At 47.9% G+C, this 25,997-nt stretch carries 29 protein-coding genes; 19 read left to right on the top strand and 10 right to left on the bottom strand.

The genetic code is table 11. From position 1 onward, the window contains the following. Positions 1 to 85 precede the first annotated feature (85 nt). From ESP131_RS11545 to ESP131_RS11535, 3 genes are read left to right on the top strand one after another with little or no spacing between them, the layout of a single operon-like run. Positions 86 to 898: an MBL fold metallo-hydrolase gene (locus ESP131_RS11545; RefSeq protein WP_029341878.1), complete on the top strand. Its 813-nt coding sequence runs from the start codon at positions 86 to 88 to the stop codon at positions 896 to 898. Further along, positions 895 to 1,389 (top strand): AAA family ATPase, encoded by a 495-nt coding sequence (locus ESP131_RS11540; RefSeq protein WP_069940781.1) that lies wholly within the window; start codon positions 895 to 897, stop codon positions 1,387 to 1,389. The genes ESP131_RS11545 and ESP131_RS11540 overlap by 4 nt, the downstream gene beginning before the upstream one ends. Then, positions 1,386 to 2,015, top strand: a complete 630-nt coding sequence (locus ESP131_RS11535; protein ID WP_029341876.1) for an HAD hydrolase-like protein — start codon at positions 1,386 to 1,388, stop codon at positions 2,013 to 2,015. The genes ESP131_RS11540 and ESP131_RS11535 overlap by 4 nt, the downstream gene beginning before the upstream one ends. 49 nt (positions 2,016 to 2,064) lie before the next feature. On the opposite strand, the gene ESP131_RS11530 is transcribed toward ESP131_RS11535, so the two are convergent. Beyond that, positions 2,065 to 3,450: an MFS transporter gene (locus ESP131_RS11530; RefSeq protein WP_029341875.1), complete on the bottom strand. Its 1,386-nt coding sequence runs from the start codon at positions 3,448 to 3,450 to the stop codon at positions 2,065 to 2,067. Between the two features lie 322 nt (positions 3,451 to 3,772). On the opposite strand from ESP131_RS11530, the gene ESP131_RS11525 reads away from it, so the two are divergent. Both ESP131_RS11525 and ESP131_RS16800 read left to right on the top strand, forming a co-directional pair. Further along, the gene (locus ESP131_RS11525) at positions 3,773 to 4,114 is read left to right on the top strand and encodes a hypothetical protein (RefSeq protein WP_029341874.1); all 342 of its coding nucleotides are present in this window, start codon (positions 3,773 to 3,775) and stop codon (positions 4,112 to 4,114) included. A gap of 263 nt (positions 4,115 to 4,377) precedes the next feature. Next, positions 4,378 to 4,551 carry a hypothetical protein gene (locus ESP131_RS16800; RefSeq protein ID WP_197499325.1) on the top strand — a complete coding sequence of 58 codons (174 nt, stop codon included), beginning with the start codon at positions 4,378 to 4,380 and terminating at the stop codon, positions 4,549 to 4,551. A 40-nt stretch (positions 4,552 to 4,591) separates the two neighbouring features. On the opposite strand, the gene ESP131_RS11520 is transcribed toward ESP131_RS16800, so the two are convergent. Beyond that, entirely contained in the window at positions 4,592 to 5,302 is a 711-nt protein-coding gene (locus ESP131_RS11520; RefSeq protein ID WP_029341873.1) for a GntR family transcriptional regulator, read from the bottom strand. A gap of 163 nt (positions 5,303 to 5,465) precedes the next feature. Between ESP131_RS11520 and ESP131_RS11515 the strand changes: the two genes are divergently transcribed. The 3 genes from ESP131_RS11515 (at position 5,466) to ESP131_RS11505 (ending at position 9,505) form a co-directional block, all read left to right on the top strand. Then, positions 5,466 to 7,358 carry a beta-glucoside-specific PTS transporter subunit IIABC gene (locus ESP131_RS11515; RefSeq protein ID WP_029341872.1) on the top strand — a complete coding sequence of 631 codons (1,893 nt, stop codon included), beginning with the start codon at positions 5,466 to 5,468 and terminating at the stop codon, positions 7,356 to 7,358. Positions 7,359 to 7,381: 23 nt separating this feature from the next. Further along, positions 7,382 to 8,839 (top strand): 6-phospho-beta-glucosidase BglA, encoded by a 1,458-nt coding sequence (gene bglA / locus ESP131_RS11510; protein ID WP_029341871.1) that lies wholly within the window; start codon positions 7,382 to 7,384, stop codon positions 8,837 to 8,839. Between the two features lie 105 nt (positions 8,840 to 8,944). Further along, positions 8,945 to 9,505, top strand: a complete 561-nt coding sequence (locus ESP131_RS11505; protein ID WP_069940780.1) for a ribonuclease FAU-1 family protein — start codon at positions 8,945 to 8,947, stop codon at positions 9,503 to 9,505. A gap of 17 nt (positions 9,506 to 9,522) precedes the next feature. On the opposite strand, the gene ESP131_RS11500 is transcribed toward ESP131_RS11505, so the two are convergent. Further along, positions 9,523 to 10,734 carry an MFS transporter gene (locus ESP131_RS11500; RefSeq protein WP_029341869.1) on the bottom strand — a complete coding sequence of 404 codons (1,212 nt, stop codon included), beginning with the start codon at positions 10,732 to 10,734 and terminating at the stop codon, positions 9,523 to 9,525. A gap of 130 nt (positions 10,735 to 10,864) precedes the next feature. Here ESP131_RS11500 and ESP131_RS11495 point away from each other — a divergent pair, with 130 nt between their 5' ends. Beyond that, on the top strand, positions 10,865 to 11,434 hold the full coding sequence (locus ESP131_RS11495; protein WP_069940779.1) for a GNAT family N-acetyltransferase: 570 nt from the start codon (positions 10,865 to 10,867) through the stop codon (positions 11,432 to 11,434). Between the two features lie 3 nt (positions 11,435 to 11,437). After that, complete coding sequence (locus ESP131_RS11490) at positions 11,438 to 11,872, top strand: zinc dependent phospholipase C family protein (protein ID WP_051656277.1); 435 nt, start codon at positions 11,438 to 11,440, stop codon at positions 11,870 to 11,872. 171 nt (positions 11,873 to 12,043) lie between these two features. Here ESP131_RS11490 and ESP131_RS11485 read toward each other — a convergent pair whose 3' ends face one another. After that, positions 12,044 to 12,349: a hypothetical protein gene (locus tag ESP131_RS11485; protein WP_069940778.1), complete on the bottom strand. Its 306-nt coding sequence runs from the start codon at positions 12,347 to 12,349 to the stop codon at positions 12,044 to 12,046. A gap of 247 nt (positions 12,350 to 12,596) precedes the next feature. On the opposite strand from ESP131_RS11485, the gene ESP131_RS11480 reads away from it, so the two are divergent. From ESP131_RS11480 to ESP131_RS11470, 3 genes are read left to right on the top strand one after another with little or no spacing between them, the layout of a single operon-like run. Next, complete coding sequence (locus ESP131_RS11480; RefSeq protein ID WP_023468485.1) at positions 12,597 to 12,815, top strand: AbrB/MazE/SpoVT family DNA-binding domain-containing protein; 219 nt, start codon at positions 12,597 to 12,599, stop codon at positions 12,813 to 12,815. A 24-nt stretch (positions 12,816 to 12,839) separates the two neighbouring features. Next, the gene (locus tag ESP131_RS11475; protein WP_029341865.1) at positions 12,840 to 13,340 is read left to right on the top strand and encodes a cation:proton antiporter regulatory subunit; all 501 of its coding nucleotides are present in this window, start codon (positions 12,840 to 12,842) and stop codon (positions 13,338 to 13,340) included. A 3-nt stretch (positions 13,341 to 13,343) separates the two neighbouring features. Next, entirely contained in the window at positions 13,344 to 14,564 is a 1,221-nt protein-coding gene (locus ESP131_RS11470) for a cation:proton antiporter (RefSeq protein WP_035397077.1), read from the top strand. 50 nt (positions 14,565 to 14,614) lie between these two features. Here the strand turns inward: ESP131_RS11470 and ESP131_RS11465 are convergent, their stop codons facing one another. Then, positions 14,615 to 15,139 (bottom strand): dihydrofolate reductase family protein, encoded by a 525-nt coding sequence (locus ESP131_RS11465; RefSeq protein ID WP_069940777.1) that lies wholly within the window; start codon positions 15,137 to 15,139, stop codon positions 14,615 to 14,617. A gap of 83 nt (positions 15,140 to 15,222) precedes the next feature. On the opposite strand from ESP131_RS11465, the gene ESP131_RS11460 reads away from it, so the two are divergent. Next, entirely contained in the window at positions 15,223 to 16,131 is a 909-nt protein-coding gene (locus ESP131_RS11460) for a helix-turn-helix transcriptional regulator (RefSeq protein ID WP_047394792.1), read from the top strand. A 56-nt stretch (positions 16,132 to 16,187) separates the two neighbouring features. Continuing rightward, complete coding sequence (locus tag ESP131_RS11455) at positions 16,188 to 18,203, top strand: Na+/H+ antiporter (protein WP_023468480.1); 2,016 nt, start codon at positions 16,188 to 16,190, stop codon at positions 18,201 to 18,203. 92 nt (positions 18,204 to 18,295) lie between these two features. Here ESP131_RS11455 and ESP131_RS11450 read toward each other — a convergent pair whose 3' ends face one another. Together ESP131_RS11450 and ESP131_RS11445 are read right to left on the bottom strand one after the other, a co-directional pair. Beyond that, positions 18,296 to 18,739 carry an NUDIX hydrolase gene (locus tag ESP131_RS11450; RefSeq protein ID WP_047394788.1) on the bottom strand — a complete coding sequence of 148 codons (444 nt, stop codon included), beginning with the start codon at positions 18,737 to 18,739 and terminating at the stop codon, positions 18,296 to 18,298. Positions 18,740 to 18,895: 156 nt separating this feature from the next. Then, positions 18,896 to 20,311 (bottom strand): NAD-dependent succinate-semialdehyde dehydrogenase, encoded by a 1,416-nt coding sequence (locus ESP131_RS11445; RefSeq protein WP_069940776.1) that lies wholly within the window; start codon positions 20,309 to 20,311, stop codon positions 18,896 to 18,898. Between the two features lie 193 nt (positions 20,312 to 20,504). Between ESP131_RS11445 and ESP131_RS11440 the strand changes: the two genes are divergently transcribed. Then, positions 20,505 to 21,752: a polysaccharide deacetylase family protein gene (locus ESP131_RS11440; protein WP_231925624.1), complete on the top strand. Its 1,248-nt coding sequence runs from the start codon at positions 20,505 to 20,507 to the stop codon at positions 21,750 to 21,752. 37 nt (positions 21,753 to 21,789) lie between these two features. On the opposite strand, the gene ESP131_RS11435 is transcribed toward ESP131_RS11440, so the two are convergent. Both ESP131_RS11435 and ESP131_RS11430 read right to left on the bottom strand, forming a co-directional pair. After that, a complete protein-coding gene (locus tag ESP131_RS11435; protein ID WP_069940775.1) occupies positions 21,790 to 22,587 on the bottom strand; it encodes an SDR family NAD(P)-dependent oxidoreductase in 798 nt (265 codons plus the stop codon). Between the two features lie 62 nt (positions 22,588 to 22,649). Further along, positions 22,650 to 23,417: an SDR family NAD(P)-dependent oxidoreductase gene (locus ESP131_RS11430; protein ID WP_069940774.1), complete on the bottom strand. Its 768-nt coding sequence runs from the start codon at positions 23,415 to 23,417 to the stop codon at positions 22,650 to 22,652. 118 nt (positions 23,418 to 23,535) lie between these two features. On the opposite strand from ESP131_RS11430, the gene ESP131_RS11425 reads away from it, so the two are divergent. After that, positions 23,536 to 24,165: a hypothetical protein gene (locus ESP131_RS11425; protein ID WP_069940773.1), complete on the top strand. Its 630-nt coding sequence runs from the start codon at positions 23,536 to 23,538 to the stop codon at positions 24,163 to 24,165. Here ESP131_RS11425 and ESP131_RS11420 read toward each other — a convergent pair. After that, positions 24,153 to 25,007, bottom strand: a complete 855-nt coding sequence (locus ESP131_RS11420) for a LysR family transcriptional regulator (protein WP_047394774.1) — start codon at positions 25,005 to 25,007, stop codon at positions 24,153 to 24,155. The genes ESP131_RS11425 and ESP131_RS11420 overlap by 13 nt on opposite strands. A gap of 136 nt (positions 25,008 to 25,143) precedes the next feature. Here ESP131_RS11420 and ESP131_RS11415 point away from each other — a divergent pair, with 136 nt between their 5' ends. Further along, positions 25,144 to 25,509, top strand: a complete 366-nt coding sequence (locus ESP131_RS11415; RefSeq protein ID WP_051656275.1) for an ArsR/SmtB family transcription factor — start codon at positions 25,144 to 25,146, stop codon at positions 25,507 to 25,509. Next, on the top strand, positions 25,481 to 25,984 hold the full coding sequence (locus ESP131_RS11410) for an SRPBCC domain-containing protein (RefSeq protein ID WP_029341851.1): 504 nt from the start codon (positions 25,481 to 25,483) through the stop codon (positions 25,982 to 25,984). The genes ESP131_RS11415 and ESP131_RS11410 overlap by 29 nt, the downstream gene beginning before the upstream one ends. Positions 25,985 to 25,997 lie beyond the last annotated feature (13 nt).

Genomic DNA, 25,997 nt, shown 5'->3' with positions numbered 1-25,997 from the left:
GCCTCTTAATCCCTCCAATCCCTATAAATGGAATATGGTATGATATATCAGGAAAATCATTTACGAATTGGAAAGGAATGATGAGATGGAAACCATCATCTGTACGACGTGTGGTGTTGAACAAATCAATCCAGAGCGCGAAACATGCCCGATTTGCTTAGAGGAACGACAGTATGTCAATCCAACCGGTCAAACGTGGACGACGCTCGATGCGATGCAACAATCAGGAACGTATCAAAATGTCATTAGTGACGACGGAGCAGGCGTCTATGCGATTCAGACGACACCGTCGTTCGGTATCGGTCAGACGGCATATCTTGTCCAAGGAAAATCGTTCAACCTGTTATGGGACTGCATTACATATCTTGATTCCGCAACGAAAGAGCAACTTGACGAATTGGGCGGGATTCAGGCGATTGCTTTATCACATCCGCATTATTACGCGACACAAGTCGAATGGGCGGAGACTTTTGACGTACCGATCTATATTCATGAAGATGATGCGTCGTTCGTGACACGACCAAGCGAGCGTATCGTCTTCTGGAGTGGTGAACGATTGAAGTTAGCAGAAGATGTGATGTTACATCGCGTCGGTGGTCACTTCAAAGGAGCAGTCATTTGTGAACGAAAAGACGCGTCAGCGGGGCTATTGTTGACAGGAGACATCATTCGGATCGTTGCCGATCGGGCATGGGTCAGTTTCATGTACAGCTATCCGAATGTGATTCCGCTTCCGGCAAAGACGGTCGCGCGAATGGCAGAAACGTTACGTCCGCTTCACTTTGAAAAATTATATGACGCCTTTCATCGGAAAATCGAAACCGGTGCGTCTGAAGCAGTAGCGCGCTCTGCAGAGCGGTACATTGCTGCCTTAAACGGGGACTGGTTCACGACATGAAGTCGCGCTTGATCGTCATCCGTGGGAATTCTGGTAGTGGAAAAACGACGCTTGCAAAAGCGTTACGATCGGTCTTACCGGATAGCATCTTATTCTCGCAAGATGTCATCCGCAGGGAGATGTTGAACGTAAAAGATGGACCAGGAAATCCGGCGATTTGCTGGATCGAAGAGTTGATCGGACTTGCTGACGGACGCCACGCGACGATTCTGCTGGAAGGAATTCTTGCACAGAACTGGTACGGTGAGATGATTGACCGGTTGGAACGACGCTTTACTTCACGGTACGCGGCGTATTATTTTGACGTCTCATTTGAAGAAACGGTTCGTCGCCATGAAATGCGCCAGCCCACGGAGTTTTCTGTGACGGATATGAAACGCTGGTGGATTGATCGGGATCACCGCCCGACAGATCGTCTAATTGCTGAGGATAGATCGATAGAATCCGTGATTCAAATGATAAATCAAGAGCAAAAAGGGGAGAGCGAATGACACACTACATTTTTGATATGGATGGAACGTTGTTTCAAACGAATGCCGTGCTGTCGCATGCGCTAGAAGAGGTCTTTCAAGAGTTGCGTCAAACGGGACGCTGGGAGGGGGAAACCCCACTCGCCCTCTATCAGCAGATCATGGGCGTCTCGTTACCGGAAGTCTGGCAGACGTTACTACCGGACTTTTCAGCCACAGACCAACAGGCTGCGGATCACAAGTTTCGACGTAGCTTAGAGCAGGCAGTCAAAGCGGGGAACGGTCGCTTATATCCAGGAACGGTCGAGTTGCTCGCTCGTTTGAAACAAGCGGGTCACTCCGTCTATATCGCCAGTAATGGGTGGCCATCCTACTTGTCAGCAATCGTGACGACGTATGGACTTGAAGCGTATATCGATCATGTCTATAGCATTGAAGACATTCGTTCCGGTGATAAATCAGCACTCGTACGGGAGATTTGTAAGATGCACGATATCTCGTCAGGCTACGTTGTCGGTGACCGCTTATCTGATTTCAAAGCGGCGCATGCAAACGGGCTCGCTGCGATCGGTTGTCAGTTCGATTTTGCACAAGAACAGGAACTCGCAGTCGCGGACCGAGTCGTAAAAGAGTTGAGTGCTGTCTAATAAAAAGAGCCGTCTTCTGTGGAAGACGGCTCTTACTTATAGCTAGCAATTATTCTGCCCACCAGAGGGCATCGTTTGGTTTCTTCGCGATTGATGCGACTTCTTTTTCACTCGATACAGTCGGATGCGATCCTTTAAGTGCTTTTCCGGCTGTATTTTTAAAGAAGAAGAAGAACGTGACGAATCCGATGACGCTGACTGCTGTTAGATAGAAAGCAGGAGCAAGCGGATTTTGTGTCGTATGGACGAGCCAAGTCGAAACGAGTGGCGTCGTTCCACCGAAGATCGAGACCGAGACGTTGAACGTCACGGATAGTGTCCGATAACGGACATCCGTATAGAAGATACTCGGTAGAAGACTTGGCATCGTTCCTTCAAAGATCGCCAAGAAGAAGCCGAGGATGAAGATCCCGATTCCGACGAAAAAGAGTGGTTTAAGACCAATCAAGAAGAACGACAGGATTGAAAGCAACGATAGTCCGGCTAACGCGAAAAGGACGATATTACGATTCCCTTTTTTATCACTGAGCTTCCCGAAGAAGTAAGCGAGCGGAATCATGATCACCATGACCCCAGTAATTAGAATCGTACTTGTCGAACTTGACATGCCGATGACTTCATCGAGGTACGATGGCATGTAGGACAAGAGCATGTAGTTCGTAATATTGAAGAAGGCAACAGCGATGAAACAAACGATGATATCACGTTTGTGGTCGCGAAGAATTTCGCGGAATGTCGCAGGCTCTTCTGTGTTTTCATTAATCTCATTTTCGAAGATCGGTGATTCATCCAAGTGACGACGTAAATAGAGACCAAATAAACCGAGTGGTGCTCCAAGAATGAAGGGAATCCGCCATCCCCAAGATGCCATTTGATCATCCGATAAGGTGACGAAAAGTGTTGTAGCCAGTAATGAGGCGAGAATATATCCACCGAGTGTACCGATTTCAAGTCCACTTCCGAGGGCACTCCGTTTGTTATCTGGTGATGACTCAGCGATGTAGACCATTGCGCCGGCATATTCACCGCCAGTCGAGAATCCTTGTAAAATCCGGGCTAACAATAACAGGATCGGTGCCCAAATTCCGATTTGATCGTAGGTCGGTAATAGACCAATGATGAGCGTGGAACCAGCCATCATGACGATCGTCGTTGTTAAGACGACCTTCCGCCCGAGTCGATCTCCGATGCGTCCAAAGACGATTCCGCCGATTGGTCGCATTAAAAAAGCGATCGCAAACGTCGCAAAAGTAAAGACGAGCTTCAGTTCATCATTTTCAACAGCGCTAAAGAAGTTTTGACTGATGATGATTGCGAGATAGGAATAAAGACCAAAATCGAACCATTCCATCGCATTCCCAATTCCGGTCGCGTAGACACTCTTTTTGGTTTGCTGCATGTCAACGACATTGACTTTTTCTTTTCTGAATTTCATAAGTTCTGTTCACTCCCTTTGATAAGTTCGTATCGTACCATAGCAGGAAATGAAGTCAAGTTGCTAATGCGCTTAATCAATTGAAAACGACTGAAAACGGCTCTGTGCCGGGAGTTGTCAAACCGTTGCTACTCTAAGGACGAACAGGGGTGTGCATTTTTTATGAAAAAAATTGAAATTTTTTTGGATGTTTTCATAAATTCGAAACAATTTTCATATGTTTTCACAACTAAAAAATCAGTAATCCGCCTTTAGGATGAGGGAAATTAAACTATTTTTTGGTAATTTTAAAATGAAGATGGAAAGTAAAAGGAGAATACTTATGAAGAAGAAATGGATCGCCATTGTATGTCTTGGGCTCATTGTAGTCATCGGTAGTTGGTATGCTGGATTTCAAGAATCAAAAGTATCCGGTTTTCCGGTGCCGCGATTTGCTACGGCAGTTGAAAAACAAGGCGAGTGGAAAATCAAAACCCGTCTAGTCTCGGAAACTGACGGACCGGGTTTACTCTATGGGACTCGGATTCGCCAAGCCGATTGGAAAGAACTCGATCGTGAAGGCGCAACGGCGTGGTATGAAAAAGACGGGAAAGTGATTGCCTTGACGACATTTGATGGGGAACTGTATATCGAAAATTCTAGTAAAGAAGAGATAGGTATTTAAAGGATGCGATTATTTATAAAATGGAACGGATGGAGTCTGTTTTTCGCCTTGATTCTCTTTCTTCCTGTTGAGATGACATTGAACATCGAACGTATTATCCGCATAACGGGAACATCATACCAGTTTTTTATCTAATGGATTTTCTATTAATCACGGTGTGTATGATCCTATTTTTTACGCCTATTCGTCTGATGCAGGGGATAATAGTTCGAGGTCGAATTACTTGGTCGTTTTCCTTTAGTTGGATACCGTATTTCGTCTTCATGTCGTATGCTCTGAGTCAGTGGTTCCCAGTCACGTACCCTACTGATTTTCCGAGCCCAGTCCTTGGCTTATTATTGATTGCCGTTTTAGCGATTTATCCGTTTTGTATGTTAATTTTAATTAGTTTCTTAAAAGAAAAAGCGAAATCCGATGGAACGTCTTCAGTAAAATGAAGACGATCATCAGACTTCGCTTTTTTACTTTTTTCATTTGTTAAAGATATAGTCCGTTCGCCTGAACGACGAAATGCGAGTGTTCATAATGATAGGTGATGACGGAATAGTCGAACGGACGACCGTTCGTCAAATGAAACACCGTCTCGATCGTCAATCCAGGATCGCCCTCGGTGAGATCCAGATGATGAGCCGACTCAGCGCTTAACTTCCCGACGTGCATATACATATCCGAGAACCCGATATTCAATTGGAGTGCCGTCTCTAAGTATTCGAAGATCGACTGCTCGACGATTTCACGATTTAAGTACGGAACGATTGATTGGCGATAGTAAGACTCTTCGAGACAGAGGATCTTGCTGTCGATGTAGCGGATTCGCTTGACGTAATAAACTGTCTCACCTGCCTCGATCCCGAGATTTTTCGCGATATTATCGGTTGCAGCGATTGGTTCGAGTGCGAGAACGGTCGACTCGATCGTATGACCGACGAGATTCTGCTTGAATCCTTGGGTCGAGAACAGGCGAATGTAGCCGGTGCGATTCGTCTTCCGGACAAAAATCCCGCTTCCACGGACTTGAAAGATAACCCCTTTTCGTTCGAGTAACTCAAGTGATTTTGTCATCGTCGTCTTACTGACGGCGAACTGCCGGATCAACTCTTCGAGAATCGGTAGTTTGTCCCCTTGTTTCAACTCATGTTGTTCTATGTACCGTTCGATTTCATCGGCCGTCTGTTGGTATTTCAGCATAGGACACCTTCTTTTCTTGCGAACTTTTTCTTTCTTTAGTATAGCATAAGCCTTCTGTTGATTAATAACATGTTAAATTTAATTATTTATGTATTGATTAATTGTGAATGTACAATTAAAATGAAAGGGTATTCAAGCGTCATATTCAGGGGAGGTACACGATATGGGCAAGGTTCGCGATTATCAACAATTGGCGCATTCGATTTTAGAAGCTGTCGGGGGAGAAGACAACGTCATCAGCGCCGTCCGATGTGCCACACGACTTCGTCTCGTCTTGAAACGATCGGATTCGTCAGCTAAGGAAACAGTCAGTGCACTACCTGGCGTCATTACGGTCGTTGAGTCTGGTGGGCAATTTCAAGTCGTCATTGGTCAACACGTCGGGGAAGTTCATCAAGAATTTTTGAAGCTCGTCGATTTGGAACAATCGGAAACGGAAGAGGCGCCGAAAGGGACGGTCCTCAACCGAATCATTGCGACGATGTCAGCCGTCTTTGCACCGTTTGTCTACATCTTAGCTGCAGCGGGGATTCTGCAGGGAATTTTGATTTTGACGACGCTCGCTTTTCCAGCATTTGCGAAAACAGGGATTTACGAAGTCTTCAGCTTCATTTCATGGGCACCGTTTACGTTTTTGCCGATTTTCATTGCCATCACGGCAGCGAATCATTTTAAGGTCAATGCCTTCATCGCGGTCGCCTGTAGTGCGGCACTCGTCAGTCCAACATGGGCAGATATCGCAGCACGCATCACGGCTGGTGAATCCATCACGTTTTTAGGAATCGCATTATCCGGGACGACGTATACGTCATCGGTCTTACCGCCATTATTCCTCGTCTGGATCCTGTCTTATGTCGAGCGATTCCTGAACAAGACAATTCATGAAGTCGTCCGTCCGTTGTTCGTTCCATTCTTCAGTATGGTATTGATGGTGCCGCTTACGATTCTCTTGATCGGACCGATCACGACACTTGGTGCAGAAGGGATCGCAAACGGGTATAACTACTTAGCGGAGAATGCTCCTGCGGTAGCTGGTCTCATCATCGGTGGCTTCTGGCAAGTCATCGTTATCTTCGGTGTCCACTGGGGTGTCACGCCGATGGTGCTCGCAAACTTTGAGCAATATGGTCGCGACTCGTTCCAAGCCTACCAAACGATTGCCGTCATCGCCCAAATCGGTGCTGTCATCGGGGTCATCTTGAAAGCACGTAACAAAGAAACGAAAAAAGTCGGGGTCTCAGCCGGACTGACAGGTATCTTCGGTATCACGGAACCAGCTATCTATGGGGTGACGCTCCGTTTTAAAAAACCGTTTATCTATGGCTGTATCTCGGGAGCAATCGGCGCAGTCACGGCAAGTTTCTTTAAACCGTATTACTTTGCCTACGCCGGATTACCGGGACCATTGACGCTCGTCAACGGCATCGATTCCGACTATCCATCGTCGATCATCGGCTTATTGATCGGAACGGCGATTGCCTTGATTCTACCCATCGTTTTAATTCAAGTGTTCGGTTTCGGGGAGCAGGCTGCTCCGGTCGTAGCACCTGCAAGTACAGCGACACCAGTTGCAAAACAGGAAGTCAGCGCAACTCTGACAAATGAAGAGACGCTTCGTGCACCACTTGAAGGAAAAATCGTTGCCTTATCGGATGTACCGGATCCTGTCTTTGCTTCCGGTGCGATGGGACAAGGGGTAGCGATTCGTCCGACGAACAACCGGGTCACGGCACCGTTTGACGGGACCGTCGTCATGGTCGCCCCGTCAGGTCACGCGATCGGATTACGCTCGACGAGTGGTGTCGAAGTTTTGATCCATGTCGGTCTTGAGACCGTAACGCTCGACGGTAAACCGTTTACGCTTCACGTCCAAGAAGGTGATACGGTGACGACAGGTGATCTCCTCGTAACGTTTGATGCGACAGCGATTGAGACGCATGGACTCGAGACGATCACACTAATCATTATCACGAACACGCAGAGTTATGCACAAATCCTACCGACGGACGAGACAGTCACGACGGCAAATACAGAAATCTTGACGATCATCAAGTAAGAGAAAAGAAGGAGGACATGAAGATGAAGACATTACCAAATGATTTCCTATGGGGCGGTGCGTTAGCGGCGCATCAATTCGAAGGTGGCTGGAATGCTGGCGGAAAAGGACCGAGCGTCGTTGATGTATTGACGGCAGGGGCTCACGGCGTTGCACGACGCATCACGGATCAGGTAGAGGAGAATGAATTCTATCCGAATCACGAGGCGATTGATTTTTATCACCGTTATAAAGAGGACATCGCCCTGTTCGCTGAGATGGGACTGAAATGTCTCCGGACGTCAATCGGGTGGAGTCGGATTTTCCCGAACGGAGACGAGGCGGAACCGAACGAAGAAGGACTGAAGTTTTATGATGACGTTTTCGACGAATTACTGAAATACGGCATCGAACCGATCATCACACTGTCGCACTTTGAGATGCCACTCCACCTCGCACGTGAATACGGTGGATTCCGCAACCGGAAAGTAGCGCTGTTCTTCGAAAAATTCGCGGAAGTCTGTTTCACGCGTTACAAAGACAAGGTTAAGTACTGGATGACGTTCAATGAGATCAACAACAAGATGGACGTCAGCAATCCGTTGTTCCTTTGGACGAATTCTGGTGTCCTACTTGATCCGAAAGAGAACGCGATGGAAGTCATGTATCAAACGGGGCATCATGAGTTACTCGCGAGTGCACTAGCTGTCGCGAAAGGGAAAGCGATCAACCCGGACTTCGAGATCGGAGCGATGGTTTCCCATGTACCGATCTATCCGTACTCGTCGCACCCGGAAGACATTCTGCTTGCTGAGACATCGATGCGTCAGCGTTACTTCTTCCCAGACGTTCAAGTCCGCGGCTATTATCCGTCTTACGCGTTAAATGAGTTCAAACGGGAAGGGTATGACATTCCGATCCTAGAAGGTGACGCAGAAATCTTACGAAACGGAACGGTCGATTATCTCGGATTCAGTTACTACATGTCGACGACCGTCAAACATGATGCTGTCGTCAATAACACAGGTAACATCGTCAACGGTGGTCTTGCGAATGGTGTTGAGAACCCATACATCCAGTCGAGTGACTGGGGATGGGCGATTGATCCGGTTGGACTCCGGTATGCGATGAACCGTCTGTACGACCGCTATCAGATTCCGTTGTTCATCGTCGAGAACGGTTTCGGTGCGATTGATACGATCGAGGATGGTCAGATTCATGATACAGCGCGGATCGATTACTTGCGTGAGCATATCGAAGCGTTCAAAGCAGCCGTGCTCGAAGATGGCGTCGAATTGATCGGCTACACGCCGTGGGGCGTCATCGACATCGTCTCCTTTACGACAGGAGAGATGAAAAAACGATACGGCATGATCTATGTCGACCGGGATAACGAAGGCAATGGATCGATGAAACGGATGAAAAAAGATTCGTTCGATTGGTACCGTCACGTCATCGAGACGAATGGTGCTGCGTTACACGGTTCAGAGACGGCAAAATGATGAAGTAAGGGGCAACGGAAAAAATCCGTTGCCTCTTTTTTTAAAGAATTAGAATGAAAAAGAAGTGGGGTATGGCACACTAAGGAAAAAACGGAGGACCGGTAAATGATCAAAAAACGCTATGCCGATCGACGTGACTGGCGTCGCATCACACAACGACACTATGGTCATGAACAAGTAGAAAACGAAGTGTTCAAAGGACATGTGACACTCCTTCAACTCATTGAAGTCACTTCACCGTTAGACGTCCGTTATGGTGACGAAACGATTCGAATCGCTGACGCTGGTTACGTCTGGGTACAACAATTCCCAAGCGATGCCCATCATGCCGTGACCTCGATGTTTGACGCCACAGGTCAGTTGGTACAAAACTATATCGATATCTGTCTTCGTACTGGAGTGGAAGACGGACGTATTTACTGGGAGGATCTGTTTCTCGATCTGATCGTTTTGCCATCGGGAGAAGTCTTCTTGTTAGTCGATGTGGACGAACTGGAAGCAGCACGGGAGCAAGGGGACGTCTCAGAAGCGGAATACGCGCTCGCTTTAGCGGAAGCAAAACAACTGCAAAAACAACTACAAGACGGAACTTTTCCGCTCGTCGCACACGTTGAAGTAATGAAAGAACGGTTAGAATTGCAACTCAAACAGGGAACACCGCGTTGACGGGGTTCCCTGTTTTTTTAGGCATGTCGTTCTTCGTTGATCTCGTTCGTTGCGAAATACTGTTGCTTGCGCGGGAGGAGAACCAATCCAAGGAAACAGATCGTCACGATCACGAGGAGACCGGCAAATAGAATCGTACTGAAACGAATCGACCAGATGTCACCGAGCAGACCGATCGCGACGATCGCTAGAATCTGTAGCAGACTGACGCCGACACCGTATAGACTCGTAAAGCGTCCCATTAAGTGGAGTGGAATATTCGTCTGTTGGAACGTCAAGAAACCGGTTCCCGCAAATGCGTGAAAACTACCGAGCAACAAGAAACCAGTACAGACGATCGAAAACGAATTCGCATTCGCATACAGCATGTAACCGACAGCGACAAATACATAGCCGATCGTCAGCATCGTCCTAATCGAGAGCGTTTTAGCGTAGCGGGCGACGACCCAGCTGCCGGCGACGGAACCAATCCCAGTCAGGCTCATCAGTAAACCATAGTCGGTTTCCGATAACCCGATGCTTCGTTGTAAAAAGACGACTTCTTGCGTATCAAGTGCAAGTGTCGCGATCATCATCAGCATCGCGAGGATATACAATCCCGTCACGTAGCGTGCACTTTTGCTGAACTGATAGACAAGCCGCCAATCGGATATAATGTCTTGCAGCCGCATCCCTTGTTCGACCGAAGCAGTAAAACGCGGCAAGCGCATCAGCAGGACAGCTGATCCGAGGAACGAGACAGCGTTGAGCCAAATGGCAACGTCGGCAGAAGCAACATAGAGCAGTCCTCCAGCGAGAGCCGGACCGATCAAAAAGGCACCAGACGTGATCAGACTACGATAGGCATTAAATGACGTCCGATCGTTTTGTGGAACAAGCGTCGTGATGTAGGTCAACGTTGCCGGTTCGACGACCGCTTTGATGATAGCTAAGGCGATCAAGTCGATGTAAAGCAACGATAATGGTAGAAATGGCATGATACCGATTAAGAAAGCACGCAACAAATCAGTTTGAATCAACAGTCGACGTAAGTCGGATCGGTCGACCCAACTTCCTGCGAACGACTTGATGACGAGAGCGATGACCGGACTGATGATCCAAAGCGCAGCAACGGCTGACGCAGAGCCGGTCAAGCGATAGATGTATACGTTGATCGCAACGAGATAAATGAAGTCACCAAACTGTGAAATACCGAGCGCACTTAAGAGGGTTCGTTCCCGAGAAGACATGACAGCATCCTTTCTTACATCATTTTCCAATATTATAACAGAAAATTCTGATACCGTTTTCGTATATCTCTATACTTTTTATGGAAGAGTGGGTATACTTGGAAAAAATCAAAGGAAGAAGGGTTCGATCATGTTAACGACCATCGATTTATATCAAGCTTTGCCTGTACTTGAAACGGAGCGACTCCGTTTGCGACCGGTTCGCATAGAAGATGCAGCAGATATCTATGCCTATACGAAAGATGAAGAGACGGCGCGATATGTCAGCTGGCATGCGCATAAAAGCCTCACGGACTCTGAGCAATTCGTCGAACATATCCTTCGCCAATACGAACAAGGAAATCCGGCACCTTGGGCAATCGAAGAAAAAACGAGCGGACGAGTCATCGGGACGATTGATTTCATCAAAGTCTCGTTTGAGCAACAGCAAGCAGAACTCGGTTATGCGCTGTCGCGCGATTACTGGGGGAAGGGTTTGATGCCGGAAGCAGCAGCGCGTCTCGTACAGTACGGTTTTGAGACACTCGGACTCGAGCGCATTCAAGCCCGTTATTTTGTTGCGAATGATGGATCAGCTCGAGTCATGGAAAAGATCGGTATGACGTTTGAAGGGATCTCGCGGAGTGCTTTATTCGTTAAAGAGCGTTTCTGGGATTTAAAAATTTATGCGATCACGCGTAACGATTACGAAGGGAAGTAAGCGATGGGTTCACGACTGATGCATGCCTACATCGGACAACGATTGATTACGTTACTTCCGGAACTAGACCCCGCTCGATTTCTTCTCGGTACGATCGCTCCTGATGCGCGCTATGACGAGAAGGAGCAAGCCCACCATTATACGGGTGAATTAGCGAGCGGGACACGAGCGATTGACTGCGAAGCGTTTTGGAGAGACTCGGCGTCTTGGGATCCATCTTTTCGAAGTGGCTATTACGTCCATCTGATAGCGGACGATATTTGGTTACGCGGTTTTTATATGGGGTGGTTACGGCAAGCGATCATAGCTGACGCCTCGATTGGTTCAAGGTATCATGATGACTTCAGGCGGTACAATACACGCATTGCTCCGTTCGTGAACTGGAATGAACAAGCGATAAATTGGGCGCTTCATGAAGTGAGTGTGCAGTCGAGATAGAAAGCATTTCCGCATTTCATTAGAGAGGTAGAGGAGGATCGACGAACCGTTCTGCCACAAGAATATGATATCTTGTTGCCGTGTCAATTGGATGGATATATCGAAACGGCGATTGAACGTTCCTTCCATCACTTAGGTGAAAAAGGGCTAAAGATCGATCCAGCGAAAGAATCATCTCCGAATCATTGAAATGATCCATCTAACGGTACCGAATAATATGTAGCAGCATCCGTTCAGCAGACCAATCCACATCAGGTTAATCAGACTTTCTAAACCTTCAAACCAATCCATGACTGGTGTGACGAATAAAGCGAAAACAAAAAGTACCATGACGGTCCAACTGACGGTTGGAATCAGGAAGAGAATTGTTAAGCCAGCGACTATAGCTGGTACGATTCGTTTATGGACAAGATAGATCGCTGCCATGTTCAACGATAAAATATAGATTACAAACGCAATTGAAAATAATTGCGACATAAAATCACCTCCGAATAACAATAAGACGAAGAACGCATCCATTTAGATTAGGATGCGTTTTTCTATGTTTATTGTAAGATGTCTTGAAAATAATCGTATGAATACGGTTGAACAAAAAGAAAATCGATTTTTAAATTTTAATTCAAAGCAAAACACTCGGAATAAGTTTAGAACTGTGTTACGCTGGAAATAAGAAAAGTAAGGAAGTAAGGAATACAAGAAAAACACAGAAAGAAGGAAGTTCGTGATGGAGCTATCAAAGTTAACGTCAAAAGGACAGATCACCATCCCCAAAAAAATTCGGCAGGCCTTGCAAGTGGAGGAAGGAGATCGCGTGGCATTCATTGAGGAGGACGGGTTTGTCATCATGGCGAAAGCGGATTTGAAACAGCTGCATGACCTTCAAGATATATTGAGCGATGAGACGTTCAAGACACTCATCCACAAAGCAAATCATCATTTGTAAACCAAAAAAAGGAGGAAATAACAGATGGATATGCGAGAAGTAGATTTACCAGGAATCGGACGGAAGTTCGAAGGCATCACGACACGAGGAGATAAGGTGGTCGTCATCGTCCATGATGATGGACGACGCGAGATGCATCACTACGATGACGATGATTTTGATGAGAGCATCTCGAGCGTGACGTTCAATGACGCAGAAGCCCGTCAGATGGCAGGAATTCTCGGAGGATTATCCTATAAGCCGAAGGATCTCGAAAAAATTGAACTCGCGTTTGATGATCTCGTCATTGAATGGTTCAAAGTCGGTCAGGATTCAAAGGTCAACAATCGAACGATCGGTGAACTCGATGTCCGTAACCATTACGATATTTCAATCATTGCGGTGCTCAAGCATGACCGTTCAAAATCGCTCAATCCAGGACCGGATACACGCCTTGAAGCCGGTGATACGATCGTCTTATCTGGAGAGCGTCAAAACATCCGTCACATCACGAAAGCATTATTCTCAATCGAAGGAGGCGGATAATATATGGATCATCTCATATTTGAAGTCGGTACCGCGCTTATCTTAGTGGCAATCGCGGCAGTGCTCGCGAACAGACTCAATTTCTCAATCATCCCGTTTCTAATAATTCTCGGGATGATTGTTGGACCGCACGCTCCGACAATCGGGATACTAGACTTCAAGTTCATTGAAAGTGCTGAGTTCATCAGCTTCCTCGGACGAATCGGCGTCCTGTTCCTTTTATTCTATCTCGGACTCGAGTTCTCGATCGGTAAGTTGATCCGGTCTGGAAAATCGATTGTCACGAGCGGAACGATCTATTTATCGATTAACTTTACCGGTGGTCTCTTATACGGGTTCATCGCTGGATTCCCACTCTATGAAGTACTCGTCATCGCCGGGATCATTACGATCTCCTCGAGTGCGATCGTGGCAAAAGTCCTCGTTGATCTTCGCCGGACCGGTAATACGGAGACGGAGTTGATTCTTGGAATCATCATGTTCGAGGACATCTTCCTCGCCGTTTATTTGTCGGTTTTATCGGGACTGCTTCTCGGCGGTGGGACGACGTTACTCGCGTCCCTTACCTCAATCTTGATCGCCCTCGGCTATATGTTGCTGTTCTTCATCGTCGCTCGGAAGGCAACACCGCTTTTGAATAAGATGCTGAAGATCGCCTCGGACGAAGTCTTCATCATCGTCGTCTTTGCTGCCTTGTTCTTCATCGCCGGATTCTCGGAAACGATTCATGTTGCAGAAGCAATCGGGGCGTTGTTACTCGGTCTCGTCTTCTCGGAAACTGATCAAGGCGAACGGATCGAACATCTCGTCGTCCCATTCCGTGATTTCTTCGGTGCGATCTTCTTCTTCAGTTTCGGGTTGAGTATCGATCCGACGATGTTACTTGACGCCGTTTGGCTCGCACTCGGTGCCGTCGTCATCACGATCATCGGAAACTATGTGGCTGGTATGATCGCGGGACGTAAAGCAGGTTTGTCACACAAAGCATCCTCGAACATCGGCTTGACAATCGTCTCGCGTGGGGAATTCTCGATCATCGTCGCGAATCTCGGAATCGCTGGTGGGTTGATGGACATCTTGTCACCATTCTCAGCCTTGTACGTCTTGATTCTCGCCATCCTCGGACCGTTGATGACGAAGGAATCAAAACGGATTTACAACGTCATGAATAAAATCTTCAAGTGGACGGAACCAAAAGAGAAAAAAACGAAGAAAAATGCCTGACTGATATAAACGAACAACCGGTTCGCTTTCCCGAACCGGTTGTTGTTGTTTTAAGTCAAGACTTCATACGTCGCCATCAGGAATTGTCCCGAATGGCGACTTGCTGTCAAACGAAGATGCGTTTCATTCGTCCCTTCCGGAAACAGCGGGATGCCTGTTCCGAGGATGACGGGTGCGATCGCCAGTTCAATCGAGCGGATGCGTTTTAAACGCAACGCTTCTTGAATCAATTCGCCACCACCGACAAGCCAGACGTTACCTTCGATCGTTGGCGTGATCCGGTCAAGCAGTTGATCGAGCGGTTCATCCGTATAGGTGACCGTCTCAGACGTTCGTTGCGTCCAACTATAGATATAACTCGGAATATCTGCGTAAGGGTATGTCTCGCTGAGTTGCAGGACCTCATCATATGTTTTTCGTCCCATGATGACGGCACCGACTTGATCATAGAACGCTTGATAACCATTATCCCCGTCTCCGGCAACGGCAAATAACCAATCAAGTGAACCGTCGAGTCTAGCAATTTTCCCGTCAAGACTACAAGCGATATAAAGAACGGTCGTAGGTTGTGACATCCATAATTCCTCCTTTTGCATCGTGTGACTTCATCTTAGCGTATAATGACGACAAAAGATGTCGTTATTTGAGGAGGAAATGTATGAATACGAGACAATGGCGTTTAGTCCGCTTGTTAAACCGGGGGGAACACTTCTCTGCACGGATGCTTGCGGAAGAATGTCAGGTGTCGATCCGGACGATTCAACGGGACATGACGGTACTTGAAGCAAATGGTTATCCGATCTACAGCGAACCAGGCGTAGCGGGGGGTTACCGGATGCTGCCGCACCGGAACATGCCGCCACTCGTCTTGACGGATGAAGAGACGATTGTCTTATTCATCCTTCTGGAATGGGTCGGACAGATTCCCGATTTTCCATTCGGTACGATTCGACAGGAAGTCGCTGAACGCTATGCGAACGAGTTACCGAAAATGACGGAGCAACAGATTGTAAAATGGAAAGACCGCTTTCGCTTTCAAGCGGTCGATACACCACCGTCGCCGCAAAATCCTGCGTTACTCGACTTGTTAGAGAGCGGACGGATGGGGAATATTCTTTATGAGACGACAAAAGGACGACACGTGATCGTCGTGGATCCGATCGGTATATCGTTCGAACAGAATCGCTGGTACTTCTATGGACAGACGAATCGAGGGTATCGCCAGTTCCGTGTCGATCGGATTAAAGACGTGACGCTCCATGAGTTGCCGGCAACCGAGTTAACCTTTTCAGATTTGGAGCAGGGTACGGCACACGTACCGATGACGACGGTGAAACTGGAAGTATCACCATTAGGCGAACGGTTGCTAGAGGGGATTTTACCGATTCAGTCGGAACGAACATGGTTGGTTCCGGAAACTGAACTGCCGTATCTCGGACGCCAATTGATGCGGCTCGGTCCGGAAGTGCGAGTCCTTGAACCACTCGAACTCCGGGAGCAGTTGATTCGTCAAGCAGAAGAAATGATTGCTGTGCAACGGTCCGATAAGGCGCTCGGACAGGATTGATTAAAAAACTATGTTAGGATATAGGTAGAAAGAAACAATAGAGGAAGGGGTCTTCCATGGAAACACTATCATTGATTTTATTGATGCTTGCGCTTATTTTATTGACGCAAGTCATCGGACATTACATCCGTTTCATCCCAACGGCTTTGATTCAAATCATTGCCGGAACCGTCGCCGCTCTCCTGATGAGTGGTTTGACGATCGAGGTCGAATCCGAGTGGTTCCTCCTCTTATTCATCGCACCGTTACTTTACAACGATAGTTCTCACTTCCCACGAGAAGATTTATGGCGGATGCGGACAGCGATCTTCGGGAACGCGATCATTCTCGTCTTGTTGACGACGATCGTCGGAGGGTACTTCATCAACTGGTTGATTCCAGTTATTCCAGTCGCTGCTGCCTTTGCTTTGGCTGCGATTTTATCGCCAACGGATCCGATTGCCGTCAACGGGATCGCGAAACGTGTCCAGATTCCAGAACAGATTCTGACACTCGTTCGCGGAGAGTCGCTGATCAATGATGCTTCAGGATTAGTTGCGTTCAGTTATGCGGTCGCTGCTGTCGTCACAGGATATTTCTCGCTTCAAAGTGCGACGACTGAGTTCTTCTACATGTTCATCGTCGGAGCATTGATCGGATTGACGATCTCACTCGCGATGAACTTTCTCAAGGTTCGCTTGCGTCGCGCCGGCATTGAAGATGTCGTCTTTTATGCCTTATTGCAAATTTTAACGCCATTCATCATCTTCTTCATCGCCGAAGAAGGGTTTCACGCGTCAGGCGTCATCGCCGTCGTGACAGGTGGTATCTTGCATGCCTTGATCAAAGAACGGACGGAAACGTTCTTTGCACAAGAGCAGACGTTGACGGATAACATCTGGACGATGATCGCGTATACGTTAAACGGGATCATCTTCTTATTGCTCGGTTTGACGTTACCAGAAGCGACACGCGAGATTTTTGCGGATGACGCGATCAACAACTGGCGTCTCATGCTATATGTCATCGAAATCGGTTCATTCATTCTCGCGATCCGTCTCGTCTGGACGATGTTCTTCAATTGGTTCGATCATCGGTTCTTTAAAAAAGAGGACCGCGATCATCGTCGACCGTCCTTCAAACAAGATTTAATCACGACACTGGTCGGGGTTCGCGGAACGATCACGATGGTCGGGGTCTTGTCATTACCGTTCTTGACGGAGTCCGGCGAAGCCTTCCCAGAACGCTCATTGATTATCTTTCTTGCAGCGGGTGTCATTATCTATACACTCGTTCTCGCAACGATTCTTTTACCGGTCTTGAACCGTGGTGAGGCGGCTACACCAATCGCACTCGACCTGAATGCCCAAAAACAACGGATGATTCGCCGTGCAATCTCAGAAATTAAACAAGTGACGGACGAAGACAATGCAGTCGTTGCGTTTGATCTCCTTAATGAGTATCATGTCATGCTTCGGTTACTTCGGGCACAGGAAAAAAGTCAGGAAGAGCTCGATCAATTCAATGATCAATTGAAAGCACTGCGACTGGAAGCCGTCCAGTGGGAAAAGGAAGAATCAAAACGTTTCGTCGCTGAGCACAAGGTGCCGGATCTGTTGAAGAAGGATGTCTTCCGCTCGATCGAAAACCGTCGTAAGGCGATCGGCAAGGATTCGCGTTTCCAAATCGTCCAACCGATTCGTAAATTGTGGTGGAAGCGGAAACGATCGAACATGTCGTCTGATGCGTTGATTCAAATGACACAAGTCGAGCATGAACTGTATGAAAAGGTAATGGGCACAGTGATCGAACGTCTCGAGAATTGCCGCTCATCTTATCCACCAGACGTCGTTCAAAGTGTGCTGGAGTTCTATAAACGACTTCGCTTCAAACATACGCGTTGGTCGTCGCCGATTGGCGGCAAGGACGTCGATCAGCAGAAGGAAGAACTCTGTCTGAAGGCCATCGAAGTTCAGCGTCTTGAAATTGCCAATATGTCAAAAGAAGGCGATCTCTCGAACGAAGAGGAGAAGGAATTACGCCGCTTCATTCACTATATCGAGAGTGTCGTTTTGTACGAATACGTTGAATAACGACTAGGCTGCTCGTTTGTCACAACGGATAGTATTTAAAAGGTGCACGTTTCTCTGAACAAGAGAACTGTGCACCTTTTGTTTGACTCGATTTAAATCATTTCTAGCGTCTTTTGGACTGCGTAGCGTTGATGTGCGTGGAATAAGCCTTCTATAGCAGAAACGGGATCAATCCATATTAGATGATGATCGTCTTCGATTGGGTCATATATGTTCTGCCCAGCATCGCAACGATAGAACTGCCCTTCGTTTAAATAATATGTCGTTTCATTTTGTGAATAGAAATATTGATTGGCTCGTCCGATGAAATCAACCACCGTAACATCTATTCCGGTTTCTTCTAATACCTCTCTTTTAAGACAGTCTTCATGCGTCTCATAGGTCTCGATACCGCCACCCGGAAGAAACAACTTACCGTCCTTTTTTTGAATGACGGCGATTTTACCTGTTTGATGGTCGAGTATGACCGCATAAACAGCAGGTCTTGTGATGTAGCGTTGATTCTGTTCTTTCTGTCCGAAGGTGATGACATTCATTCTTCCATCGCTCCTTTCCATAAAATCGTTCGATGTCAATCATACCTTAAATTTCGTATGCAAGTATGAGCCGTACAAAAACCCCTCATTTCGTTTTAGAAATGAGGGGTTTCCTAGGAGTGACGATCGTTTGCTTCAAACAAATCGTCTAATGGATTAACCGAGCGACAAGTATTTGACTTCGAGATAATCTTCGATGCCGTAGACGCCACCTTCACGTCCAAGACCACTCTCTTTGTAGCCACCAAATGGGGCTTGTGCTGCAGATGGCGCACCATCGTTCAGACCGACGATCCCGTATTCGAGTCGTTTTCCGAGCATCAATGCTTCATCGATGCGTTCAGAGAACGCGTAAGCCGCAAGTCCGTATGGTGTGTTGTTCGCCCGTTCGATGACTTCATCAAGCGTCTCAAAGACAGAGATCGGTGCGAGCGGACCAAACGTCTCTTCCTGCATGCAAAGCATGTCTTCTGTGACATTCGAAAGCACGGTCGGAGTGACGAAGTAGCCGACAGATTCGTCAATCGTACCACCAGTCAGGATCGTTGCCCCTTTTGCGACAGCGTCATCGATGTGTGCTTTGACTTTTGCGACGGCTTTCGCATTGATTAATGGACCAACTGTCGAGTCAGCGTCCATCCCATTACCGACTTGCAGTTGTTTGACGGCTGCTGTGAATTTTTCCGTGAATGCGTCAAGAACAGACGCTTGCACGTAGAAGCGGTTCGTCGCGACACACGCTTGTCCACCGTTCCGGAATTTTGAGCGCATTGCCCCTTCGACAGCTTTATCGAGATCCGCATTTTCCGTGACGATGAAGGGTGCGTGACCACCGAGTTCAAGTGATAGTTTTTTCATCGTATCGGCTGCTTGACGCATGATCAATTTCCCGACGGCTGTTGAACCTGTGAACGTGATCTTCCGGACACGGGAATCGGCTTGCCAGACACCACTGATCGTTGCCGCGTCACCTGTTAGGACGTTGATGACACCTTTAGGGATACCTGCTTCTTCTGCTAATTCAACGAGGCGAAGTGCCGTAAACGGTGTTTCTTCCGATGGTTTAAGGACAATCGTACAACCCGCTGCAAGAGCCGGTGCAAGTTTACGTGTGATCATCGCTGCCGGGAAGTTCCATGGTGTGATCGCTGCGACGACACCGACTGGTTCTTTTTCGACGAAGAGTCGTTTTCCTGGAACAGAAGCCGGAATCGTTTCACCGTAAATCCGGCGTGCTTCTTCAGCGTACCAACGGACATATTGATTTCCGTAATCGACTTCACCGAGTGCTTCGACGTACGGTTTCCCTTGTTCTGTCGTCATGATCCGAGCGAGTTCCTCACGGTGTTCGTTGATCAAGCGATACCAGGCATCGACTAAATTCGCGCGTGTGTCTGCTGTTTCATTTGACCACTTGACGAATGCTTCGCTCGCTGCGTCAACGGAACGTTGTGCGTCTTCCGCTGAACTTGCAGGAACATGTCCGAGCAGTTTTTTCGTTGCTGGGTCGTAGACCGGAATCGTTTCTGTCGTATCGTACCATTCACCATTAATTAAGTTCTTTTCAATCATCTTGTTGCACCTCCGTGAATTTCATTACGTCCTTTATTAAACACCTCAAGACGAGTGAGCGGAAGTTCCGCTTTGGATGGACAGTCATAACGAAACGGAATGACTCAAAAAAGTAGTTAATCGACTGAACAATCGGGAACAGTTAGAATAGAGGGGGATGAAAACGTCAAAATTGATGAAGGAGTCGAAAAACATGAGACGGAACTGGATCATTGGCGGTGTGGCGCTGAGTCTGCTACTAAGTGGATGTGGGGAAAGCGAAGTCAGCGAGAAAAAGTCGGAAAAAACACTAGAGTCACAGCAAAAAAGACAAGCTTCGCAACAGGCATACATAGAAAAGACGATACAGCGTGCTGATCGTTACGCTGCCCAGTACGATTATGACCGGGCGATCAAAGTGTTGAAACCCGTCCGCGCAAAAGAGACGAATCTGAAAACGGAAGAATACGAACAGAAAAAGCAGGCGCTCTTACCTATGAAAAAAACTGTGCCACATCTCTTTTTCCATTCACTGATTGCTGATCCAAAACAAGCGTTTGACGGCGACCGAAAGGAGGCGGGATACGACGATTATATGGTGACGCAACAGGAGTTCGAACGAATTTTGGATGCATTGTATAAAAACGATTACGTACTCGTCCGACCGACGGATTTAGCAAAAGAAGCGAACGGAAAGATTGTCGAGACACCGGTTCGTTTACCAAAAGGAAAACATCCGCTCGTTCTCTCGCAGGATGACGTCAATTATTACGAATACATGGAAGGGGATGGATTTGCGAAGAATTTAAAAGTGAAGGATGGCAAAATCGTCAACACGATGGTCGGAAAGCCCGACGGCGCCTATGATCTCGTACCAATCGTCGATGCGTTCGTCCAGTCTCATCCTGACTTTTCGTATAAAGGCGCGAAAGGGTTGCTCGGCATCACAGGCTATAACGGAGTGCTCGGGTATCGTTCTTCTTACAATCAATATGGGCACAATGAAAAGGTCGAAACGGCACGAAAACAAGCGAAGCAGACCGCCGTCGCATTAAACAAGGACGGCTGGCAGTTCGCGAGTCATACGTACGGACATATTTGGGTCGGAAAAGAATCAGTCGCGACGATCCGCGCGGATCTTAAACGCTACAAACAGGACGTTGCCCCGCTGATTGGAAAAACGCCGCAACTGATTTATCCTTACGGCAGTGATGTCGGGGATTGGCACGATTATTCGGGTGAGAAATATCGTTTGCTCATCGATAGCGGGTTCCGGTATTTCTTCAATGTCGATGCGAGTCAACATGCGTGGAAGCAAATTGGTCCCGACTACTTCCGCCAAGCCCGGATCAACGTTGATGGGATTCGTTTACGCCAAGCCGTTGCTGGAAAGACGAGCGTACTCGATCCATTCTTTGATGCGAAAGAGGTCTTTGATTCAGTACGACCGGAACGGAAGTGAGTGATCGAAAACTATTTGAAATCATCGATTAAAGAAATTAAAACGGTAGTGGCTGCGTTCCGTCCTGATCCGTAAATTGATAGGTCTTCGCGAGATCGGCAACGAAGACGGCTTGTCCAGAATAACGTCTAACATCTTCATCCGCCATTAGCGCTGTAACGGCTCGTCCGATATAGGTCGTCGATTCAGTCGCGGCACTCGCGAAACCGGCATCGACAACCCGTTCCGTCCGCATGAAACCGGGGCAAAGCGCGATAACGGAGATGGTCGTCTGAGCTAACTCCTGCGCCATGACGTGCGTCATCCGATTAATCGTTTGCATTGCCAAATCATAATAGAGGTTTCCAGACACCTGCTCTGGAGTGAATGACGTCAGATTGATGACGAGCGCAGCTGGACTCTGTTGCAGTAATGGCATCGCGGCCCGAATCGTCCACAAGTACGCTTTTGGTCCGGCAGACATCATCGCGTTCCAATGTTCCGGTGGTCGCTCCCAAAACCGTCGTCCGGTTCCAGACGGTAAGTGGTTTTCCGAACCACCGAACACACAATTGACGAGGAGATCGATTCGACCATCGCAGTGCTGGATCTGCTGAATCAGACGATCGATATCGTAAAGACTCGTATGGTCACAAACGACCGGTATGCCGAGTCCGCCGCGTGCCGTGACACCAGCAGCCGTCTCTTCGATCGTTTCGCTTCGATGATCCGTCGTCTGTTCATTCGTACTTCGTCCCGTGACGTAAACGATCATTCCGGCGTCACCTAAGGCATAGGCGATGCCACGTCCGGCGCCACGGGAGCCACCAGCGACGAGTGCAATACGTTTTGACATGATGAAGCTCCTTTCAGATACGAGAAGACGGATGGGCAGATGCGCATCCGTCTTCTTCTGTCTTAAAAACCTTTAATCGTCATTCCACCATCGACATAAAGCGTTTGCCCGGTCACGTAACGGGCAGCAGCAGACGATAAGAAGACGGCTGGTCCAACCAGTTCTTCTAATTCACCGACCCGCCCGAGTGGTGTCACGTCAACGATCTCTTGCAGGTATGTAGAATCTTTCAGCAATGGTTCCGTTAATGGTGTCTTAAAATACCACGGTCCGATCGCATTGACGCGAATGTTTCGTGGTCCCCATTCAAGCGCCAGTACTTTCGTCATCTGAATCATCGCCGCTTTCGTCGTCGCATATACGACGCCGGTCCGTAAGGCGACGTGACCAGCAACCGAGGCGATATTCAGAATGCTTCCACCTGTCTCCTGCATCCGTTTACCAATTTCTTGAGCAAAGAAGAAAGCGGATTTCAGATTGGTCTGTTGAATCGTTTCCCACTCGTCTTCCGTCACATCGAGTGCCTTCGAACGAATGTTCATTCCGGCATTGTTGACGAGCCCATCAATCTGCGGTACTTGTTCGTAAGCACGAGCTACCGTCTCGACGACTTGTTTCCGGTCAGTGATGTCGCACGGGAATATGTAAGCCGTTCGACCAAGTCGTTCGATTTCTTGTGCCGTCTCCGTCAAATCGCGTTCCGTCCGGGCGACGAGAATGATGTCGGCACCGGCTTCTGCCATTCCGATGGCGAGCGCACGTCCGATGCCTCGACCAGCTCCTGTGATGAGAAATGTCTGATCGGTTAACGAAAAACTTGGAAGATACATGATGTCACGTCCTTTTATTGAGAGTCATCACTTACTCTAATGAAAAATTGACTGAAAAGAAAGAAAAATCACTCCAAGGTAGAGTGGAGATGGTAAAATATTGAAAAGGAGGGATGAGATGAAGCGTGGTTTAGTTGTGACATTATGTATAACACTCGTGAGCCTTGCTGCTATTCAACTAGTCGGTACAGAAGTCTATCGTTATTTCTTTTATGATCCGGCAACCTATCAAGCCCGATTTATGGTTGATGGAGGCGGGAAAGAAGAAGGAAAACCGACCGAGCAAAAAATGGACATCCAAAGCGGGGGATTTGCGGATAAGGATGCCTTAGGTGTTGCTACCTTTTACAGTGTCGTCGGTCTTGCCATACTACTAATCGTCCTCTTCAGTGTGCGTTACTTCTTGAAGCGTTTGCGAAAACGACGCAAACGAGAGAATGTAATCGACGATTTAATGCAGCCGCCGCCGGTGTTTTCCCCAAATCGTTCGACACGACAAACACTTGTTGGTGAAGAATCAGAGTCAGAGATTCGCCGTCTGTTACAAAAGTTCGATCGGCAACTGACACGACAAAAACGCCGCCGCTCCGAAGAGACGGTCGGCGAATGGTTACAACGGATTGATGTCACGCTTGATCCATCGATCTACCATCTCGTCCGGTACGGTGACACACCGGATTCGGCGATTTCACAAGATCAAGTCGATGGGCTGAGGCATGAACTACAAGTGCACCTTCAGCGCGACTGACCAAGTAAATCAAGCAGAATCGCATGATGAGAGGCGTCCCGTGAGACGAGTGACAATTCACGGACGACATCAAACCCGTCGACCGGTAACGTCTTGATTTCTGGGGATAGTCCGTCTTGGAAAATCTCCGGCAACAGGGCAATACCGAGCCCTGCACGGATGAAACCGAGGACGCTTGAACCGAATTCCATCTCGTTTTCTGCTTGGTAGACGGCACCTCGCTCGATGAACGCGTCCTTTAGGATGTTCGTCGAATCGCAATCGATCGGAAGCGACAAGAAAGAGGCGTCACGAATTTGCTCAAACGCCACAGACGTACAGCCTGTGAATCGTTCATCGTCTTGATGGACATAAAGTAAAAAGTTCTCCGTATACAAATGGGTCGTATGATACGGATGGACATGGTGACGATCGTCGAGTAAGACAGCATCGTATCGGCGTTCTTCAAGACCTTGCATCAAATCGATCGTCGTATGCGCCGTCTTCAACTTGAGATCTGGTGCTGTTGCTTGACGCGAGACGTGACGCGGGAGATACGTCATCGCGACGCTTGGCCATGATCCGAGCGTTAAGGTCGTCCGTTCGTCGATCGTACCGATCCGTCGTTTCATCTGATCGATCCGATCAATCAGTTCACGACTCTCTTCAAAGACGATTTCGCCTGCTGGCGTCAACGTGACACCATGTGCCGATCGGTGTAACAAAGAGACATCAAGCGCACTCTCAAGACTTTTGATTTGTTTACTTAACGCCGGTTGCGTCATATGCAATACTTCGCTTGCTTTCGTCAGGCTGCCGGTCTCCGCGGTGACGAGGAATGCTTCCATCCATTCGGTCTTCATTGGTTCACGCTCTTTTCATACAGGTTGTTTAGAACGTACGTCATTTGAACGCATCTGACAATCATTTTGCATTTTTTATATTCTTAGTTTAGAATATTCCAAATTGGGAATATATAAAATAAAGAGGTGAACGGATATGAACGATCGGATACCAATACGATTCTCAGCACTCGGAGACGCGACACGGCTCCAACTGATCGAAGCGTTACGAAACGGTCCTCGCTCCGTCAATGAGTTAGCTGAACAATTACAGTTACGCCAACCGCAAACCTCGAAGCATTTGAAGCTGTTGCTTGACGCGGAACTGATCACTGTCGAACGACAGGCGAATCGTCGCTTGTACAGTCTTCGTCCAGAAGCGTTTCGAGAACTCGTCATATGGAGCAACTCGCTAGCGCAAATGGAGGCCCGCATGCATCGTTTAGACGCACATTTGAAGCAGATTCAGTCGAACGTGAAGGGAGACGGGACGAATGAAAAAGGAATTGAAGACTTCGATTGAGGGGAAGACGCTACGAATGGAATGGACGTGTGAAGCGCCGCGAGATAGCGTCTTTGCCGCATTTACGGAAAAAGAACAGCTTGAAGCGTGGTGGGGACCGGAAGGCTGGGAGACAGCGATCAAGACGTTCGAATTTCAACCGGGTGGTATGTGGCATTATTGCATGCGCTGTGTTGATCCGGCGCAAGGTGACTTTTACGGCATGGAGTCGTGGGGGAAAGCGATTTTCAGAAACATCGATGCTCCGAACACGTATAGTCATGCCGATTACTTCTCAGACGCGTCAGGGGTGATCTCTGAACATTTACCAGGAAGCGAGAATGTCACGACATTCATTGATCATGGGGAGACGACGTTGATCGTCTTCGAGTCGACCTATGAGACAGAAGAAGCTGTGCAAGAAGTGCTCGGTATGGGGATGAAGGAGGGCTTTACGTCGCAACTGTATCGCCTCGATCGTCTATTAGCGAAATAGTGAGAAGGAGTCG

This window comes from Exiguobacterium sp. U13-1, from assembly GCF_001750115.1.
GTDB classification, from domain to species: Bacteria; Bacillota; Bacilli; order Exiguobacteriales; family Exiguobacteriaceae; genus Exiguobacterium_A; species Exiguobacterium_A acetylicum.
This window is presented reverse-complemented; position numbering and strand designations above follow the sequence as displayed.

Excerpts from the sequence above, each read along its gene's own strand:
- ESP131_RS11545 (WP_029341878.1), top strand. The coding sequence starts at position 86 with ATGGAAACCATCATCTGTACGACGTGTGGTGTTGAACAAATCAATCCA.
- ESP131_RS11540 (WP_069940781.1), top strand. The coding sequence starts at position 895 with ATGAAGTCGCGCTTGATCGTCATCCGTGGGAATTCTGGTAGTGGAAAA.
- ESP131_RS11535 (WP_029341876.1), top strand. The coding sequence starts at position 1,386 with ATGACACACTACATTTTTGATATGGATGGAACGTTGTTTCAAACGAAT.
- ESP131_RS11530 (WP_029341875.1), bottom strand. The coding sequence starts at position 3,450 with ATGAAATTCAGAAAAGAAAAAGTCAATGTCGTTGACATGCAGCAAACC.
- ESP131_RS11525 (WP_029341874.1), top strand. The coding sequence starts at position 3,773 with ATGAAGAAGAAATGGATCGCCATTGTATGTCTTGGGCTCATTGTAGTC.
- ESP131_RS16800 (WP_197499325.1), top strand. The coding sequence starts at position 4,378 with ATGTCGTATGCTCTGAGTCAGTGGTTCCCAGTCACGTACCCTACTGAT.
- ESP131_RS11520 (WP_029341873.1), bottom strand. The coding sequence starts at position 5,302 with ATGCTGAAATACCAACAGACGGCCGATGAAATCGAACGGTACATAGAA.
- ESP131_RS11515 (WP_029341872.1), top strand. The coding sequence starts at position 5,466 with ATGGGCAAGGTTCGCGATTATCAACAATTGGCGCATTCGATTTTAGAA.
- bglA (WP_029341871.1), top strand. The coding sequence starts at position 7,382 with ATGAAGACATTACCAAATGATTTCCTATGGGGCGGTGCGTTAGCGGCG.
- ESP131_RS11505 (WP_069940780.1), top strand. The coding sequence starts at position 8,945 with ATGATCAAAAAACGCTATGCCGATCGACGTGACTGGCGTCGCATCACA.
- ESP131_RS11500 (WP_029341869.1), bottom strand. The coding sequence starts at position 10,734 with ATGTCTTCTCGGGAACGAACCCTCTTAAGTGCGCTCGGTATTTCACAG.
- ESP131_RS11495 (WP_069940779.1), top strand. The coding sequence starts at position 10,865 with ATGTTAACGACCATCGATTTATATCAAGCTTTGCCTGTACTTGAAACG.
- ESP131_RS11490 (WP_051656277.1), top strand. The coding sequence starts at position 11,438 with ATGGGTTCACGACTGATGCATGCCTACATCGGACAACGATTGATTACG.
- ESP131_RS11485 (WP_069940778.1), bottom strand. The coding sequence starts at position 12,349 with ATGTCGCAATTATTTTCAATTGCGTTTGTAATCTATATTTTATCGTTG.
- ESP131_RS11480 (WP_023468485.1), top strand. The coding sequence starts at position 12,597 with ATGGAGCTATCAAAGTTAACGTCAAAAGGACAGATCACCATCCCCAAA.
- ESP131_RS11475 (WP_029341865.1), top strand. The coding sequence starts at position 12,840 with ATGGATATGCGAGAAGTAGATTTACCAGGAATCGGACGGAAGTTCGAA.
- ESP131_RS11470 (WP_035397077.1), top strand. The coding sequence starts at position 13,344 with ATGGATCATCTCATATTTGAAGTCGGTACCGCGCTTATCTTAGTGGCA.
- ESP131_RS11465 (WP_069940777.1), bottom strand. The coding sequence starts at position 15,139 with ATGTCACAACCTACGACCGTTCTTTATATCGCTTGTAGTCTTGACGGG.
- ESP131_RS11460 (WP_047394792.1), top strand. The coding sequence starts at position 15,223 with ATGAATACGAGACAATGGCGTTTAGTCCGCTTGTTAAACCGGGGGGAA.
- ESP131_RS11455 (WP_023468480.1), top strand. The coding sequence starts at position 16,188 with ATGGAAACACTATCATTGATTTTATTGATGCTTGCGCTTATTTTATTG.
- ESP131_RS11450 (WP_047394788.1), bottom strand. The coding sequence starts at position 18,739 with ATGAATGTCATCACCTTCGGACAGAAAGAACAGAATCAACGCTACATC.
- ESP131_RS11445 (WP_069940776.1), bottom strand. The coding sequence starts at position 20,311 with ATGATTGAAAAGAACTTAATTAATGGTGAATGGTACGATACGACAGAA.
- ESP131_RS11440 (WP_231925624.1), top strand. The coding sequence starts at position 20,505 with ATGAGACGGAACTGGATCATTGGCGGTGTGGCGCTGAGTCTGCTACTA.
- ESP131_RS11435 (WP_069940775.1), bottom strand. The coding sequence starts at position 22,587 with ATGTCAAAACGTATTGCACTCGTCGCTGGTGGCTCCCGTGGCGCCGGA.
- ESP131_RS11430 (WP_069940774.1), bottom strand. The coding sequence starts at position 23,417 with ATGTATCTTCCAAGTTTTTCGTTAACCGATCAGACATTTCTCATCACA.
- ESP131_RS11425 (WP_069940773.1), top strand. The coding sequence starts at position 23,536 with ATGAAGCGTGGTTTAGTTGTGACATTATGTATAACACTCGTGAGCCTT.
- ESP131_RS11420 (WP_047394774.1), bottom strand. The coding sequence starts at position 25,007 with ATGAAGACCGAATGGATGGAAGCATTCCTCGTCACCGCGGAGACCGGC.
- ESP131_RS11415 (WP_051656275.1), top strand. The coding sequence starts at position 25,144 with ATGAACGATCGGATACCAATACGATTCTCAGCACTCGGAGACGCGACA.
- ESP131_RS11410 (WP_029341851.1), top strand. The coding sequence starts at position 25,481 with ATGAAAAAGGAATTGAAGACTTCGATTGAGGGGAAGACGCTACGAATG.